The sequence below is a fragment of the Tumebacillus lipolyticus genome (assembly GCF_042682745.1).
GTDB classification, from domain to species: domain Bacteria; phylum Bacillota; class Bacilli; order Tumebacillales; family Tumebacillaceae; genus Tumebacillus_A; species Tumebacillus_A lipolyticus.
The window spans coordinates 61,995-78,596 of record NZ_JBHUIO010000002.1; the positions used below are offsets into that span (position 1 = coordinate 61,995).

Annotated in this window: 9 protein-coding genes; 5 read left to right on the forward strand and 4 right to left on the reverse strand. The window is 53.8% G+C overall.

Annotated elements, in window-relative coordinates:
• Positions 1 to 239: 239 nt before the first annotated feature.
• A complete protein-coding gene (locus ACFSOY_RS00310) occupies positions 240 to 8,513 on the forward strand; it encodes an amino acid adenylation domain-containing protein (RefSeq protein ID WP_386043198.1) in 8,274 nt (2,757 codons plus the stop codon).
• A gap of 193 nt (positions 8,514 to 8,706) precedes the next feature.
• Here ACFSOY_RS00310 and ACFSOY_RS00315 read toward each other — a convergent pair whose 3' ends face one another.
• Positions 8,707 to 9,294 carry a flavin reductase family protein gene (locus ACFSOY_RS00315; RefSeq protein WP_386043200.1) on the reverse strand — a complete coding sequence of 196 codons (588 nt, stop codon included), beginning with the start codon at positions 9,292 to 9,294 and terminating at the stop codon, positions 8,707 to 8,709.
• Positions 9,295 to 9,352: 58 nt separating this feature from the next.
• Between ACFSOY_RS00315 and ACFSOY_RS00320 the strand changes: the two genes are divergently transcribed.
• Positions 9,353 to 10,039, forward strand: coding sequence for an ArsR/SmtB family transcription factor (locus ACFSOY_RS00320; RefSeq protein WP_386043201.1), 687 nt, complete (start codon positions 9,353 to 9,355; stop codon positions 10,037 to 10,039).
• 238 nt (positions 10,040 to 10,277) lie between these two features.
• On the opposite strand, the gene ACFSOY_RS00325 is transcribed toward ACFSOY_RS00320, so the two are convergent.
• A complete protein-coding gene (locus tag ACFSOY_RS00325; protein WP_386043202.1) occupies positions 10,278 to 10,835 on the reverse strand; it encodes a GNAT family N-acetyltransferase in 558 nt (185 codons plus the stop codon).
• A 151-nt stretch (positions 10,836 to 10,986) separates the two neighbouring features.
• Positions 10,987 to 12,300 carry a branched-chain amino acid transport system II carrier protein gene (brnQ, locus tag ACFSOY_RS00330; protein WP_386043204.1) on the reverse strand — a complete coding sequence of 438 codons (1,314 nt, stop codon included), beginning with the start codon at positions 12,298 to 12,300 and terminating at the stop codon, positions 10,987 to 10,989.
• A 455-nt stretch (positions 12,301 to 12,755) separates the two neighbouring features.
• On the opposite strand from brnQ, the gene ACFSOY_RS00335 reads away from it, so the two are divergent.
• Positions 12,756 to 13,133: a rhodanese-like domain-containing protein gene (locus tag ACFSOY_RS00335; RefSeq protein ID WP_386043206.1), complete on the forward strand. Its 378-nt coding sequence runs from the start codon at positions 12,756 to 12,758 to the stop codon at positions 13,131 to 13,133.
• A 330-nt stretch (positions 13,134 to 13,463) separates the two neighbouring features.
• Here the strand turns inward: ACFSOY_RS00335 and ACFSOY_RS00340 are convergent, their stop codons facing one another.
• On the reverse strand, positions 13,464 to 14,075 hold the full coding sequence (locus ACFSOY_RS00340; protein ID WP_386043208.1) for a hypothetical protein: 612 nt from the start codon (positions 14,073 to 14,075) through the stop codon (positions 13,464 to 13,466).
• 517 nt (positions 14,076 to 14,592) lie between these two features.
• Between ACFSOY_RS00340 and ACFSOY_RS00345 the strand changes: the two genes are divergently transcribed.
• Together ACFSOY_RS00345 and ACFSOY_RS00350 are read left to right on the forward strand one after the other, a co-directional pair.
• Entirely contained in the window at positions 14,593 to 15,810 is a 1,218-nt protein-coding gene (locus ACFSOY_RS00345) for an MFS transporter (protein WP_386043210.1), read from the forward strand.
• Positions 15,811 to 16,102: 292 nt separating this feature from the next.
• On the forward strand, positions 16,103 to 16,393 hold the full coding sequence (locus ACFSOY_RS00350) for a putative quinol monooxygenase (protein WP_386043211.1): 291 nt from the start codon (positions 16,103 to 16,105) through the stop codon (positions 16,391 to 16,393).
• Positions 16,394 to 16,602 lie beyond the last annotated feature (209 nt).

The window sequence follows — 16,602 nt, forward strand, 5'->3', positions numbered from 1 at the left end:
GGATGGTAAAAGGAAAGAGAAAAACAAAAGAGATAACTTAATGTGTAATTTGACCTCAGTTATGAAAAGATGTACTATGTTATTATATAAGATTTATTCTAATACATTTTGTTATTACTTCGGTACACTTTATTCAATTCGAATGAAGTTATACCGACTTGCAATTTAGATCGACACTTTCTGTCGTTTGTCCAAAATCGCCGATGCGCTGTGATTTTCCAAGGGAGGGAAACTGCAAGATGACCGAACGATTCTTGTCACCAACCAAACGATTGCCGATGCTTCAATTGCCCACAGACCACCCGCGCGGTGCTGTTGCTCGCTATCAGGGTGAGTCCTGTTCGTTTCTCATCTCACAGGAGCTGTCCGACCGGCTGTCATCGATCGGCCAGCGATCCGATGTGCGGCGCTCGACCGCTCTGCTGGCCGCTTTTTGTCTGTTGCTCGCTCGATATGCGGCAGCGGGTGAGCTGAATGTCAGCGCGATCGATTCTGGCCTGGATGAAGCGGGTGCCCCGCTTCTCTTGCATGTCGATCTGTCCAATGCGCGTTCGTTTGAGGAATTGATCGATCTGGTGCAAAAGGCGGAGCGGGAAGCGCAGACGGTGCGTTTACCGATCGAGGATCTTCCACTGCAGATGCAGGCGGATGGCCGAATAGAAGCTGGGGCGCTCGTGCCGATCGCCTTTGAGATCGGCTCGGCAAACGTGGATCGAGGGGTGCAGACGATGTGCGACTTGCACCTGAGCATCGAGGATGGGACAGCCGATCTTGTTGGACGTTTTACTTACAATGCGAACCTTTGGCGACCGGAGACGATCGAGCGGATGTCCGGTCATTTTCTCACGCTGCTCGCCGCGCTCTCAACAGAGCCCAGTCGTTCCTTAGCAGAGGTGTCTCTGCTGACCGATGTGGAAAGAAATCAGCTGCTGGTCGAATGGAACCGAACGGAGACTCCCTATCCGAGCGCGAGCATGCAGCAGTTGTTCGAAGAGCAGGTGAATCGGACCCCTGATGCGGTAGCGGTGATCTATGAGGATCGCTCCCTCACCTATGGAGCGCTCAACAGCCAAGCAAACCGACTTGCACGCCGTCTGCGACTGCTTGGCGTCGGTCCGGAAGCGCGGGTCGGCATCTGCGTGGAACGGTCGCTCGACTTGGTGGTCGGGCTGCTAGCGATCATCAAGGCGGGAGGGGCGTATGTGCCGCTCGATGCCAACTATCCGGACGATCGATTGCATTTTATGTTGGAAGATTCTGAAGTATCGGTTCTTTTGACGCAGCGAGCGCTTTTGCCGAGGATTCCCACGCAGGGTGTGGAGCTCGTCTTGCTGGATGATGGCGAGCAAACGTCAGGCATTGCGGATGATCGCGACCTGCCTTGTGAGACGACGATCGACAACTTGGCGTACATCATCTACACGTCAGGTTCGACCGGCCGACCGAAAGGGGTTTGTGTGCCGCAGCGCGGGGTGGTGCGGTTGGTCAAAGCGAGCGATTATGCGAGCTTTGCGACTGACGAAGTGTTCCTGCAGTGCGCTCCGATCTCCTTTGATGCGGCGACGTTCGAAATCTGGGGGGCGCTGCTGAACGGAGCGCGCCTGGTCATCTGCCCGGCTGGCAAGCTGTCGGTGGCAGAGATCGGACAGGTCATCCAAACCGCTCAGGTGACAACCCTCTGGTTGACTGCGGGGCTGTTCAGGCAGATGGTGGAGTCGCAGTTAGAATCGCTGAGCTCCGTTCGGCAACTGTTGGCGGGCGGTGATGTGCTCTCTGTGTCCCACGTGAAAAAAGTGCGGCAGCGCTGGCCGGAATGTCGCCTGATCAACGGTTACGGCCCGACGGAGAGCACCACCTTTACCAGCACTTATCGGGTGAACGATATCGAGTCGATCGAGAGCTCGGTGCCGATCGGCAGACCGATCGCCAACACGACCGTCTACGTGCTCGATCGCCATCTGCAACCGGTGCCGATCGGAGTTCCCGGCGAACTATATGTCGGTGGGGATGGATTGGCTCGCGAGTATCTGAACCGTCCGGACTTGACGGCGGAGCGATTTGTTCCTAATCCGTATGCTGAGCCGAATGCGCTGATGTATCGGACGGGCGACTTGGTGCGCTTTCTGCCCGATGGCAATCTGGAGTATTTAGGACGGATCGACAATCAGGTCAAAATACGAGGCTATCGCATCGAATTGGGGGAGGTCGAGGCGGTGCTCGGCGATCATCCGGCGGTGAAAGATTGCTCGGTCATCGCCCATGCGGACGAATCGGGAGACAAGCGGTTGGTCGCTTACATCGTGCCCGATGCGAGCGGGCAGCGGACAGAGCAGTGGGAGACGCTGTTTGATGATTTTTATCAGCAGGATGGGCCGGAGCACGATCCGACGTTTCATCTGGTCGGCTGGCATTGCAGCATGCGGAAACGGCCGATCCCCGCTGAGGAGATGCGCGAATGGCTCGATCATACGATCGAGCGGATTTTGCATCACCATCCAACGCGGGTGCTTGAGATCGGGACTGGATCGGGGATGATCCTCTACCGCGTGGCACCAAAGTGCCAATCCTATACCGGCACAGACATTTCTCAGGCGGTTGTGCAAAAGCTTCGGAACAGTGCGCAAGAATTGAACATGCCGCATGTGCAGGTCGTCCATCGGCGAGCCGACCAGCTCACCGATTATGCGGCAGGCGAGTTCGACATGGTGATTCTCAACTCTGTCGTACAGTATTTTCCGAGCATCGAATATTTTCTGAACGTCCTTGAGCATGTGGTGCGTGCGATCGGAGAAAATGGGACCGTCTTTGTCGGGGACGTCAGGAGCTATCCTTTACTGGAATCGTTCCATCTCGCTTGCGAGCTGTTCGATCAGCCTGATGAGGAACTGTTGGAAAACGCGGTGCGGCGTGCACGGCGTGCGGTGCTGATCGATAAGGAGTTGGTGATCGATCCGGCATTCTTTCTCGCCTTGCAGAAACATCTTCCGCAGATCGGTCATGTGCAGATTCGTCCTAAGCGCGGTCATTCGCTCAATGAGCTGACAATGTTTCGTTACGATGTGACGCTTTCGATCGGCAAGTCTGAACCGAGCATGGCTGATGGGGCGTCGCTCGATTGGCAAACGGACGAGCTGACGATCGCCGAAGTGCGCCGATTGCTCGCCGAAGAGCAACCTGACAAGCTCTGCATCAAGCGGGTCCCCAACGCGAGGCTGACAGATGTGACGCAGATGCTGGCAGCGGTGAAGAGCGGCGTGTTGCCCGAGACGGTCGGCGAGTTGCGCGCCCTTGTCGATCCTAGCTGCGGCATCGATCTGGAGGAGCTGTTGGCAGCCTCTGCCGATCTGCCCTATCGGTCGGACGTCAGCTGGGTCGATGCGGATGAAACGGGCTGTTTTGACGTGCTGTTTGTCCGAATGGGTGGGGAAGAGGCGCTCGAAGAGATGGAAAGGAAGGCGGAAGCAACGCCGCCACACTCGCACTCATGGCGTCAGTATGCGAACGATCCGCAGCAGGCGATCTACAATCACGAGCTTGTGCAAGAGATTCGCGATCATTTGCGGGCAAAACTTCCCGACCACATGATTCCTTCTGCCCTGATCAGTCTGTCCGAACTGCCGCTGACCGCAAACGGCAAGCTGGACGTTCGCGCGCTTCCCGCTCCTGACTTTGCGCAGGCGCTGGAAGGAGTCGAGCAGGTAGCGCCGCGCAACGCGAGCGAGGAGATCTTGGTCGGTCACTACCAGCAGATTCTCGGCGTGGAACCTGTAAGCATCTTCGCCAGCTTTTTCGAACTGGGCGGTCACTCTTTGCTGGCGATGCAGTTGATTTCCAGAATCAGAGAATCGTTCGGCGTTGAGCTGAAGCTGAAAGCGCTGTTCGAATCGCCCGATGTGGCGGCGCTGGCAGAATTGATCGGACGTGAGCGCTTTGGGAAGCGAGCAGAATCTGCAGCTCCGATCAGACCGATCGAACGAGCGGCACTTCTTCCCGCCTCGTACGCCCAACAGCGGCTGTGGTTTCTCGATCGACTCAACGGTGAGGACTATCTCTACAACATGCCGTTCGCCCTCCATCTGTATGGAGAACTTCAAGTCGAGCCGCTGGAAAAGGCACTCCAGGAGATCGTGCGACGCCATGAGGCGCTTCGCACCCGCTTTGCTGACCGGGACGGAATGCCGATGCAGTGTGTTGAGGAGCACAGGATCGCACCTCTGCAGCAGATCGATCTCACCGCCATCGATGCAGACCTTCGCGCTGCAGAGGCGCAGCTTTGGTTGCAGCAGGCGGCGCAGCTACCGTTCGATCTGACGCATGATCTGCCGATTCGCTTTTCGCTGTTGAGGCTGGGAGAGCAAGAGCACATCCTTTCGCTGATCATTCACCATATCGCAGCGGACGGTTGGTCGATGGGAGTGCTGGCAGAGGAGCTGTCGATGCTCTATGACGCTTTTTCCAGCGGATCGCCGTCACCCCTTTCCGATCTGTCGGTCCAATATGCCGATTATGCACACTGGCAGCGAGAGCGGGTGCAGAGCGGGGCGATCGATGAGCAGGTCGAGTATTGGCGAGAGCGGCTGAGCGGCCCACTGCCGGTGTTGCAATTGCCGACAGACCGCCAGCGACAGCAGGTCAATCGCCATCGCGGAGCGGTTCATCTGCTCCAGGTGCCAAGCGCACTGACGAAGCGCCTTCGACTGCTCAGCAAACAGGAAGGCACCACCCTGTTCATGTCGATGCTGTCAGCATATTACGTGTGGCTCCATCGCTTGACCGGGCAGGAGGATCTATTGGTCGGATCTCCTGTCGCCAACCGTGGACAACGAGAGATCGAGCGGATGATCGGCTTTTTCGTCAACATGTTGGTCCTGCGAACCGAACTGTCCAGCGAGCTGCCGTTTCGGGAACTGCTCCAGCGCGTGCGCTCGACGGTGATCGATGCGAGCATCCACCAGGATGTCCCCTTTGAAAAGCTGGTGGAGGAACTGCAACCGGAGCGCAATCTGAGCAGCATGCCGCTCTTTCAAGTGGCATTTCAAATCACGCCTTCCTGGGAGTTTATGCTGTCTGGGCTGACGGTGCAACCGATCGAGATCGACAACGGTTCGGCCAAATTTGACCTCTCGCTGGCGCTCACAGAGATCGACGATCGGCTGATCGGCCGCCTCGAATACAACGAAGACCTGTTCGACAGCCTGACGATCGAGCGTTTTGCCGGCCATTACCTAATGCTGTTAGAAAGCATCGTCGCGACCCCGGACGCCCGATTGTGGGAACTGCCGATGTTGTCAGCAGCGGAGACACAGCTAGTGAAGAACGATTGGAACCGCCAGCAGACAGTCTATCCGCAGCGCTGTTTTCCACAGCTGTTCGCCGAGCAAGTGGCGAAAACGCCAGATGCGGTGGCGCTGATCGCGGGGGATATCCGTCTCTCCTACGCTGAGTTGAACGGTCGCGCCAACCAGTTGGCTCATCACTTGCAGCGCTTAGGTGTCGGCCCCGAGTCGCTGGTCGGCATCTGCTTGGAGCGCACCGTGGAGCTGCCGATTGCGATCCTCGGCGTGCTCAAGGCGGGCGGCGCGTTTGTTCCGCTCGATCCTGCCCATCCGGCAGAGCGACTCGCGCTGATTCTCGAAGATGACAACCTGTCGCTGTTGGTGACCAGCGAGTCGTTGCTTTCGGTGTTGCCTCCACTTTCGGTACAGCAAGTGCTCGTCGATGCGGAGCAGGAACTGATCGGCAGACAGCCGAAACAGAACGTTCAGTCCTCTGTGCGCCCCGACAACCTGGCCTATCTGATCTACACATCAGGCTCGACCGGTCGGCCCAAAGCGGTCATGGTCGAACATCGACAGCTGATGTCAACGCTGCTGGCCAGCCAAGATCATTTTGCCTTTTCAGCGGCAGATGTGTTTCCGTGGATCGCATCGTTCGCCTTTGACATCTCCTACTTCGAACTGTTCAATATGCTGATCTCCGGCGGGACATCCGTCCTGCTCATGAAAGAGAAATTGCTCGATCTGACCGCTCTGGTCGGCGACTTGGAACAGTTCACGATGCTGTTTACCGTACCGAGTTTGATGCGGCAGATCCTCGACACGAGGAAGCGACTGGCGATCGACACGTCCCGCTTCGAGCAGCTCCGCACGATCTTTATCGGTGGTGAAGCGGTGCCGCCCGAACTGCTCGTCGAGATGCATCAAACGTTTCCCAGCGCGGAGGTTCAGATTCTCTACGGGCCGACCGAAACGGCGATCATCTGTACGCATCATTTGGTGTCGCGGGAGAGATCGCCGGAGCGATCTGTGATCGGCCGGTCGATGCGGCATGCGAAACTTCGGATCTGCGACAAGTCGGGCGCTGTGGTTCCAATCGGTGTGGCGGGTGAGCTTTACATCGGCGGTAGCTGTGTCGCGCGCGGGTATTATGGACGGGCGGAGCTGACTGCGGAGCGGTTTGTGGAGCAGGATGGTGAGCGCTGGTACAAATCGGGCGATCTGGTGCGCTTTCAAACGGACGGCACGATCGACTTCCTCGGGCGCATCGACAACCAGGTGAAAATTCGCGGGTTTCGCATCGAACTGGGCGAGATCGAAGCGGCGTTACACAAGCTGAAGCATGTGCGAGAAGCGGTAGTGCTCGCCCATCAGTTCGGCTCGGATGACAAGCGATTGGTCGGCTATGTCGTGCCCGATCAAGATGCGCAGTTGTCCACAGGCGATCTGTACAGAGAGCTCAAGGCAAAGCTGCCCGACTACATGGTGCCCTCCGCTTTCCTGATGCTGCAGTCGATGCCGCTCAATGCGAACGGGAAAGTGGATACGAGGTCCTTGCCGGTCCCGGAGATGCGTTCCTCCGATTCGATCGAGGCGTACTGCGCCCCGAGAAATTCGCTGGAAGAGCGAGTGGAAAAAATCTGGAGCGAGATCTTGCGCTATGAAAAGATCGGGGTGAACGATAACTTTTTTGGGCTGGGCGGCCATTCTTTGCTGGTCACCCAGGTCATCTCGCGCGTGCAAGCAGCTTTTCAGGTGAGTTTGCGGGTGAGCGATCTGTTTGGAGCACCGACGATCGCCGAATTTGCGGAGCGTGTGCAGAAGGCGGTCGACGGAGCTCATCAGCTGGATGAGCGGAAGATCGTCCCTCTCGCCAACAGAGAGCAAGTTGTGCTCTCACATGCTCAGCAGCGGTTGTGGTTTCTCGATCAGCTGGAGCCAGGCTCAGCCACGTATAATGTTCCGATCAACTTGCGCTTGTGCGGAGAGCTCGATGTGTCAGCGCTGGAGCGAAGCCTGGAGGAGATCGTGCACCGCCACGAATCGCTGCGCACAACGTTTGCAGAGGTCGAAGGAGTCGGGGTACAGCGGGTCGCCGATATTTCCGAGCACTCGATCCAACTGCGCTCGATCGATCTATCAGATGTTGCAGAAACGGAACGGGACGCGTGGGCGGAACGCTTGGTCAAAGAAGACGCGAGCCGGCCGTTCGATCTGCGAGAAGGACCGCTGTTGCGCGTGCTGCTGATACGGATTGAGGTAGAAGAGCATGTTCTGCTGTTCAACATGCATCACATCATCACCGATGGGTGGTCGAACAACGTATTTATGGAAGAGCTGTCCACCCTCTATGAAGCGTTTGTGGAGGGCAGACGATCGCCGCTTCCTGAGATGGAGCTCCAGTATGCTGACTTTGCGGTCTGGCATCGCGAGCGGTTGCAAGGGGAGGAACTGCAAACGCTGCTCGACTATTGGAGCGGTCAGCTGGGCGGTCAGCTTCCGGTGTTAAACCTCCAGCCTGGCCAATGGCGTCCAACAGAGCGAAAAGGTCGTGGAGCGGTGTTCACGTTCCAAGTGCCTGCCGACCTTACGCAGCGGATCAAGTCGTTCTCCGATCAGGAAGGGCTGACGCTGTTTATGTCATTGCTCACCGCGTTCAAACTGTTGCTGTTTCGTCATTCTGGACAGAGCGATCTGTTGGTCGGCATGCCGATCGCCAACCGCAACCACAGCGAGATTGAACGGCTGATCGGCTTTTTTGTCAACACGCTCGTCTTGCGCACCGACCTCTCGGGTGATCCTACATTCCGCGAATTGCTCGCTCGTGTGAAAGAGACGGCACTGGGAGCGTTTGCCCATCAGGACATGCCGTATGATCTGCTGGTCGACGAGTTGAAAGTGGAGCGCGAAGTGGGGCTCTTTCAAGTGATGTTCCAAGTCCTGCACAACGTGCCTGCGAAATTGTACGGGCTAGATGTGGAGAGCAGATGGATCTACAATGACACTGCCAAATTCGATTTGACGATCTCGATCGTCGACCACGGGGCGGACATGGAAGGGATTCTCGAATACGATTGCGACCTGTTCGACGAACCGTTTATCGAACGGTTGAGCAGCCAGTTTTTGCAGATTGTCGAGACGGCGCTCACCGACCCCGATCAGCAGGTGAGCATGCTGCAGATCGAGTCAGAAGCGTATGAGTTTGCAGAAGAGATGCTCGATGAGCTGTTTGGCTGAGCAGAAGCTGAGCGGACAACTTTCAGTTGTGAAGCGAAACGGCCATGCGTCCACTGCGCGCACGACCCAAGAAAATGAGTCAAACTGTCTGAAACGAGAGCGATCAGGGAAGGTGGCCAATCGAGCCGCCTTCCCTTTTTCATCCTGCAGCCTGTTGCAAGTCCAGTCCGTGTCGACCGCTCGCTTCCGGTGGTTATCTCCACACCACATCGTTTCGCGCTGGCAAAAAAGTTCCTTTCTGATCGGCCTGCTGTTGTGCGAGATAGCGGTACGCGCGGTCATGATGATCACCAACAAAGTAGACCGGGTCTACCGCTTCGTTTTTCAGGTGCAGCTGATCGTCAAGCAGAGTGGTAGCGATGTGACGCTGTACGATGCTGCCGACGACGATCACATAGCCCCCCTCCTCATCAAGATGGCTCACCTCGCATTCGAGTGAGATCGGACACTCTGCGACCAACGGCGCTTTGACTTGAACGGCGTCAACAGGTGTCAGTCCGCTCAAGGCAAACTTATCGTGTTCAGCCCCGCTGCTATATCCGCAGATTTCGATCGCTTCCATCAAATTGCGGTCAGGCACGTTGACGACAAACTGACCGACTTCACGGATGGCTCCGATCGCATGCCCTCCGCGTCCGAATCCAAGGCAGATCATGTTGCCGAGTGAAAAGGAGGAGGACAGGGTCGCCAAGTTGGGAATCCCCGCTCGATTGTAGAAGCTGACCAGAATGACTGGGAACCCATAGTACAATTTTTGAATCTCGATCGCATGTTTGTTCATCTGTTCGATCCCTCCTCACTCGATTGTAAGCGAGGAATGTTTCGGCTATCATCGAAGTATGAATGTTTATCCTGATGTTGCAAGCATCGCATCGTTGATGGCAGATCGAACAAGAGCGATCATATTAGACGTGCTGTTGGACGGACGAGCGCTTCCAGCAAGTGACTTGGCTCGTCTGTCAGGTGTAACCCCGCAGACGATCTCTGCACACTTGACAAAGTTGGTCGAAGGGAATCTTTTACAAGTAGAAACGCAGGGACGCCACCGCTACTATCGGCTGTCTGGCCCCGAAGTGGCCAACGCCTTGGAAGCGATCTCACTGCTCGCACCACCTGTCAAAATCCGCTCATTGCGGCAATCTGTGGAGATGGAGCGCCTCAGAGAGGCTCGAACTTGCTATGATCACCTTGCAGGTCAGCTAGGTGTCGCACTGACTCGTGCGCTGGTAGATCGGGGATGGCTGCAGGAAAGGACAGGCGACTACATCGTGACCGAAGCAGGCGCGGCACGACTGGAACGCTTCGGCGTTGATCTGCACGCGTGTTACAAGGCCAGACGCCATTTTGCCAAGCCCTGTCTCGACTGGAGTGAGCGCAGGCATCATCTCGGCGGGGCGCTGGGAGCTGCGATCTCCCGCCGTCTATTTGAACTCGCATGGATTGAAAAAGATCCGAGCTGTCGAGCGGTGCGCGTTACAGCTTTGGGAAAGGAGCGGTTGTTCGAAGAGTTTGGCTTGGAAAGCTAGCAGGGTGAGGGGAGGACAAAGAGAGCGGCAGATCGAGGTTGATCGCGCCGTTCTCCACCGGTGCGCGGGACCTTCGAAAAGCAACGGAGTAGAAGAGTAGCAGACGTAGATCTCAGCAGGAAGGGGTCACTCAAATGACAGGAACATGCGAAAAGACCTGTGCCAATTTGCGCTTGGCACAGGTCTTTTTTCATCAGTTCGAGCACTGATGATGTGATCCCGCTCGGATGCAGCACGATCAGTTCGATCGGTTCGACCAGTCTGTATCGAGCATCGCCCAGATGTAATGGTCTTCCCATTGTCCATTGATCTTCACATTTTTGCGGAACAGACCTTCTTTGTGAAAGCCGAGTTTCTCCAACAGCCGGTTTGAACCTTCGTTTTGCGGCATCACGCCCGCTTCGATTCGGTGCAGTTCGGCATGTTCAAACCCATATTTCAAACAGAGGCGAACCGCTTCTGACATCAAGCCCTTGCCATGATGTGCCTGATCCATCTCATAGCCGAGCAGAGCTCTTTGACCCGGTCCGCGTTGGACAAACATCAGGTCGACGCTGCCGATGAAAGCGTCCGTCTCATTCAAAAACACATGAAACGCATAGCTTTTGTCCTGCTCCCACTCCTGGTGTTGTCGTTCCAGCTTTCCACGCATCGCTTCGAGCGTGAAATCATCTTCAGATCTCAGCGGTCGATATAGATCGAAAAGCTCCTTGTTGCGCAGATGGTGTGCCAACAACTCTTCGGCGTCTGACACTTGCGTCTTGCGAATGTAAAGTCGATCTCCTTGAAGTTTCATGCGATGATGTCCTCCAGCTAAACTAGTAGTGGTGTCACTTCTTTCTTTTATCCTAGCAGATTTCCGAAAATTCAACAAAGAGTATTTCGTAGTACGAAAGTATTCGGAAATCGGAATGAGCTGGTCGTTGTGTTCGCTTGCTTGTGATCGCCTATTTGGTGCCGATCGCTGCTCGTCTGCGAAACATCAAGCTGAAACATCCTGCGACCAGTGCGGGCAAGATCCATCCTGCACCTACCGAGTAGAGGGGAAGGCGAGAGAAAACCGAGTTCCAAGCTTGCGAGAGCAGCGTTTGGTTGATCAGATCCAACCCGCTGTACAGGAGAACCGTACAGACGGTCATTCGAAAGAGGGCAACGTTTGCTCCACCGGAGCGTTCTGATAGCGCGAGGAGGATCAGTACGATCGCGACCGGATAGAGCAGACCGAGCAGAGGCAAAGAGAATGCCAAGATGTTGGTGAGCCCGAGGTTGGCGATGATCAAGCTCACAGCGCAGACAGCGTTGACCCAAGTCTGATAGGAGACGCGAGAGGAAAGCGTAGCAAAATATTGACTGCACGAGGTCGTCAGGCCGATCGAGACGCACAGACAGGCGAGAAAGAACACTGCGCCGAGCAAAAGGGTGCCGCCTGCCCCGAACAGGCTGTTCATCACGTTGGACAACGTTTGTGCGCCATTCTCTGCTCGGCCGAAAGAAGCGCTAGCAGCTCCGAGCGAGCCGAGGATCAGATAGAGGATGGTCAGCAGCCCGCCAGCGAGCAGGCCGGAGCGCATCATATAAGTGGATATCTTTTTGTTGCTTTCAATCCCTTTCGATCTGATCGCATTGGCGACGACGATGCCGAACGCAAGCGCCCCCAGCGCATCTCCCGTTTGATAGCCATCCAAAAAGCCTTGGAACACCGGGTGGGCGAAATACTGTCCTTGCGGTGCGCCAACTGGCGGCAAAGGGGAGAAGAGGCTCTTGAGAAAAATCAGCAGGATCAGGATCAATAAGAGGGGGGTCAGCAGTTTCCCAAACCGTTCCACGAGCTTCGAGGGGGTTCTGCTGAGCCAGAGCACAAGGCTATAGAAGCACAGGGAGTAGAGAAAGAGCGACACAGGTTCATCGGCGAGTGCGCTCGGCAGCAGCGGTTTGATGCCCATTTCGAACGCTAAGCTGCCAGCCCGCGGGATGCCGAGCGCAGGCCCGATGCACAGGTAGATCGCCAGAGGAAACAGGAGCGCAAATAAAGGATGTACCCGTCCTGCTAAACGATCGAACGAGCCAGTTCTGGCGATGGCAGCCACCCCGAGGAGCGGCAATCCGACGGCAGACAGGATGAATCCGATCAGGGCAAGCCAGACATGGTCGCCAGCCATACTTCCGAGATAGGGCGGGAAGATCAAGTTTCCAGCTCCAAAAAACATTGAAAACAGCATAAAACTCATAAAGATCAGGTCCTTTTTTGATAATTTCTCCATGTGCTGATTCCTCGGTCCTTTGCTTTCATGATGTAATGCACATGTGCTTTTTAGTGCTAAAGAGCAAGGCAAGACGTTACGAATCGGAACCCTCTCTTTTGGATATTGGATAGTATCTTAGCAGTCTTGAAGCTTGAATTCAACAACCTGCTCTATGATTAAAATTTCTGGATTTTATTGTGGAAACAGGGAGCGCGAAAGGAAGAGTCATGTTGAGGCGTGTGAAACTTTTATCCTCGGAAAAGGCTGGGAATGCTTCATAAAGAGCGTGACCGTTTCCACCGTTCATCTTACAGCCGATCGCTCCACCTCCTCGCAACGGGTGTGATGATTCGATCTGAACAGGACACACCTAACCGTTAAGGTCGAGAAGTTTGACTTTTTGTTGTTCAAGCGTATAATTAGGTTCATCCCATATACCCATAGGGGTATATAGGGAGAAAGGATGTGAGAGGATGAACTGGATCGTCTTTTTACTCTTCGCGTTGATCTTGTGGTTTGTCGTGTCACGGATGCTTCCGGTCAAAGGGTTGCGCAATCTATCGGAAGCGGAAGCGCACACATTGCTTCAGACTCCTGACGAGTATGAATTTCTCGATGTTCGCGAAGTTCACGAATATGAGCGCGGCCACATCCCTGGCTTCAGAAATATTCCGCTCAGCCAATTGCCTTCTCGAATGGACGAGATCGATCGTTCTCGCACGGTCGTGTTGACCTGTCAGAGCGGCATGCGCAGTCTGCAGGCGGCAAGAGTCTTGCACAAGCGAGGCATTCGCTCGCTCTGTCATCTGCGCGCAGGTGTCGGCGGGTGGAGTGGCAAGCTGGTCAGATAGACCCGCATGTGTGGTGAGGTATGAAGCGCATGCTCGTCTCCCGCCAAGAGGATTATGTTTTTGCAGGCATTCCGAATCGATCGGAATGCCTTTTTTTTGCAGAAAAAAATAACCCGAACTGGTAAGCGATCGTTCACCAGTTCGGGTGTTTGAAACTTGAGAGAGCACTTTCGTTAATCGATCACGAAACGGTCGAGCAACGCTTGTCCGACCTGAACGAATCGGGTAGGGATGCTCATCGCTCGATTCGCCAACATTTGCAGCTTTGCGGCTCGAACGTCATGTCAAATCGCTCATAAGCTGTTGACTCTGTAGGTCAGGTCGACTCTGTTAGTTCAGATTCAAAGGTGCAAAAACGGTGGCTCCGTTTGTCGCGATCCAAGCCATCCAAACAGTTCCCGATGCGTCTTGCGAAAGGATGGGAGATTTGCCGTACGCAACGGTAGCTTTCGGCCCGATTTGCCCGTTCACGATGGTGCGGACAACGATTTCGGTTCCTTTTTCGTATGCGAGAACGAGTCCTTTATCTGCGGTGTTCATCAGAGCGGGATTGGCCGCACCGGATGGCTCCAACACGATCGGCGAATAGATCGCTTCGTAATCATAGTAATTCTGTTGGCGCTTTTGATAAACCAGTTTGACGCCAGACGCTTCTGATAATTCCCAGAACAGCCACATGTTCTTTTGCGCATCGTACGCCATGGCAGGTTTGTAGTTGCGACCTGATGTGATCAGGTCATACTCTTCACCATAGGAGTCCCAGTATTTGTTCACGTAGCCGAGCTTGATCTTCCATGTGTCGTAGCCGCTGTTCACATTTTGTGCCCAGACGAACTGAGAATTTCCATTCGGATCTCTGGTGAAAAACGAATCCCGATTATCGCCAGGGATCAGGTAGCTGTATCCACCGTGAACTGCTGTTTGCGACCATTTCCCTGCCATCAACCAGAAACTGCCCTCTTGATATTTTGTCCAAACGAAAGTTTAAAATAAATAATAGGTTTATATGTCGTTTGTTAGTATTATTTAATTTATGTAATATATTGAAATTATGATGAGTGTATGAAGTTGAATCCTATTTAATAGAACGATATGCGGTGAATTCAATTTCGTATGGCTCGATCAATTCTTGACATCGAACCAGATGGAGGGGGCGATCAGCGAGAGAGAAAATAGAGCGTTTTGAGTCTATTGTTTTGTGTTATTTATTATCATTTCGTTTGTACTTTTTATTTACATAGTTTTTCAGAATGGTTATGATCGATCTGTAGGAAGTAGCATCGATTCTTGTTCTAGCATTTGATGTTTTTGGCTCATCTCGTTTTTTGCCTATTCTTCTTTTTGCCTATCCATTGAATGCTTCTGCGAGAACAATCGATAGGTTTGCTCATCGGTTAAAGAATCGCTCAGCTACTCACAGTCGAGTTGCAAGGAGTGCTGTCAAATCGTCGCCTCAAATATGTTTCAAGTATTGAAATACCGTGACTTTCGATTGCTGTGGCTCGGGCTGATGATTTCCAACTTCGGAACTTGGGCGCAGCTTTATGCTGAGCAATGGTTCATCTTCGGCATCAACGGATCGGCGCTCGATGTGAGCCTGCTCGTCTTTGTTCAAGCGGTGCCAAACATCCTCTTCATGGTGATCGGAGGCATTTTGGCCGATCGTTTTGATCGGAAGAAGCTTTTGTTCTTTACGCAAGGAGCGCAAGCGTTTCTGACCTTGTTGCTCGCGCTGCTGATCAGCATGAACATGATCAGCCTCTATCTGTACCTTTCGATCAACTTTCTATATGGCCTGATCATCGGATTGGACATCCCCGCTCGTCGCTCGATCGTTCCCAACATCGTGCCGATGGAGCACCTGTCCAAAGCGCTATCGATCTACAATGCAACGTTTCAACTCGCTTTGTTTGCTGGCCCGGTGATCGGCTCGACCCTCGTTGCACTTTTTGGTTACAAGACGGTTTTCTTTTTAAACGCGGCTACTTTCACCGCCATCCTGTATGCAGTCTGGCAGATGAAAATCCCAGAGAAGATCCGCCATGTTGATTTCAAGCCGACCGTTTTTGCAGAGCTTCGCCGTGTTGGCACCGTTTTTCAGACGCACCATGTGCTGCTGATCATGGTGATCCTCAACTTTCTGTTCGTCGCGTTAGGTCGAATCGATTATCTGTTCCCTTCGATTGCGACCCACCAGTTAAAGATCGGTGTCGAAGATGCCGGATGGTTAAATTCATCCTTAGGGATCGGGTTTGTGGTCGGTTCGCTCGTGATCGGCACGTTTGAAACGTACTTTAAGCAGAACTTGGTTCGCGTGTTGCTCTTTCAAGGGCTGATCTTATGCACCACCTCCTGGTTGCTGTCCGTTTCTACCTCTGTGTGGATGGCTTGTGTGATGATCGCCATGCGCGGAGCCTTTCTTTCGATCGTAGGCATCTTGATCAGCAACGCCTTGCAGATTCGAACGCCAGATGAACATTTGGGTAAAGTCATGGGCGTACAAAGCGCTGTGATTTCGCTCGCGAGCTTGGCCTCATTTCCTGTCGGTTTGCTGGTCGATCGATACGGAGTTGATTCCAGCTTGCAGTGGTTTGCGGTCGGGAGCGCACTGATCTTCTGTTATATGCTGTTCAACAGGCGGCACTTGCGAAAGATTCGGACTGCTGAGGTGAAATGAGTGAGGGGATCAACCGTGAAGGAGACTCGTTTGAGTAAATGTGGGCAGACAGTTGAAGGAAAGAGTGGGTTTCCCGCTTGGGGACTCCCTTTTAACGTGAAATTGGCAGACGACTTTATTGATTGATCATGCCGTATCAAGTTACTGCTCTCGCGCTTGATCAGGGGGTTCGAAGGAAATCGAGGGAATCTCGATTCGATCCACCTGCTTCGAGAACCGGGCGTTTTCTTGCAATTGTCGTCTAACTTGGAGAAAATGAGAAAAACTACTTATGGTGAAAGGTGGGAGTAAGATGGTGATCATTCACGCATATCTGGTCGTGAATCCGAAGCATCGGGAGCAGTTTTTACAATTGGCTAGACATATTACGAGCGGGTCGCAAGCGGAAGAAGGGAACATCAGCTATCGATTGTATGAGGATGCGGAGCGCTCCGATGCATTTGTGATCGTGGAAAAATGGAAAGATCATCAAGCGATTGCGCATCATAATCAGACAGATCATTTCAAAAGTTTTATTCGGGATGTGAAAGGGTTGTTGGAGGAAGAGCAGGTAGAGGTGTACGACGTCGTAACCAATCCTTAGGATCGCGTATGTGTTGAAGTTGATCGCTTGCAATGGTTGGCTGTACTCTCTTCCGCTTGGGAAGGGAGTTTTTCTTTTGCTCTTCTTTCGCGAGTGGAACCTTTGGAGGAAGATGAATTTGTCAGCACGGATGATAGAAAAGAGATAGGGTGACAACTCGGAGCACTCCTAGTGGTGGAGTGTGATGAGAGGTGGGATTTCTTGAAGTG

What these genes read in the sequence shown, in the direction of transcription:
- ACFSOY_RS00335 (WP_386043206.1), top strand. Translation starts at nt 12,756, where the DNA reads ATGAACTGGATCGTCTTTTTACTCTTCGCGTTGATCTTGTGGTTTGTC.
- ACFSOY_RS00345 (WP_386043210.1), top strand. Translation starts at nt 14,593, where the DNA reads ATGTTTCAAGTATTGAAATACCGTGACTTTCGATTGCTGTGGCTCGGG.
- ACFSOY_RS00340 (WP_386043208.1), bottom strand. Translation starts at nt 14,075, where the DNA reads ATGGCAGGGAAATGGTCGCAAACAGCAGTTCACGGTGGATACAGCTAC.
- ACFSOY_RS00310 (WP_386043198.1), top strand. Translation starts at nt 240, where the DNA reads ATGACCGAACGATTCTTGTCACCAACCAAACGATTGCCGATGCTTCAA.
- brnQ (WP_386043204.1), bottom strand. Translation starts at nt 12,300, where the DNA reads ATGGAGAAATTATCAAAAAAGGACCTGATCTTTATGAGTTTTATGCTG.
- ACFSOY_RS00325 (WP_386043202.1), bottom strand. Translation starts at nt 10,835, where the DNA reads ATGAAACTTCAAGGAGATCGACTTTACATTCGCAAGACGCAAGTGTCA.
- ACFSOY_RS00315 (WP_386043200.1), bottom strand. Translation starts at nt 9,294, where the DNA reads ATGAACAAACATGCGATCGAGATTCAAAAATTGTACTATGGGTTCCCA.
- ACFSOY_RS00320 (WP_386043201.1), top strand. Translation starts at nt 9,353, where the DNA reads ATGAATGTTTATCCTGATGTTGCAAGCATCGCATCGTTGATGGCAGAT.
- ACFSOY_RS00350 (WP_386043211.1), top strand. Translation starts at nt 16,103, where the DNA reads ATGGTGATCATTCACGCATATCTGGTCGTGAATCCGAAGCATCGGGAG.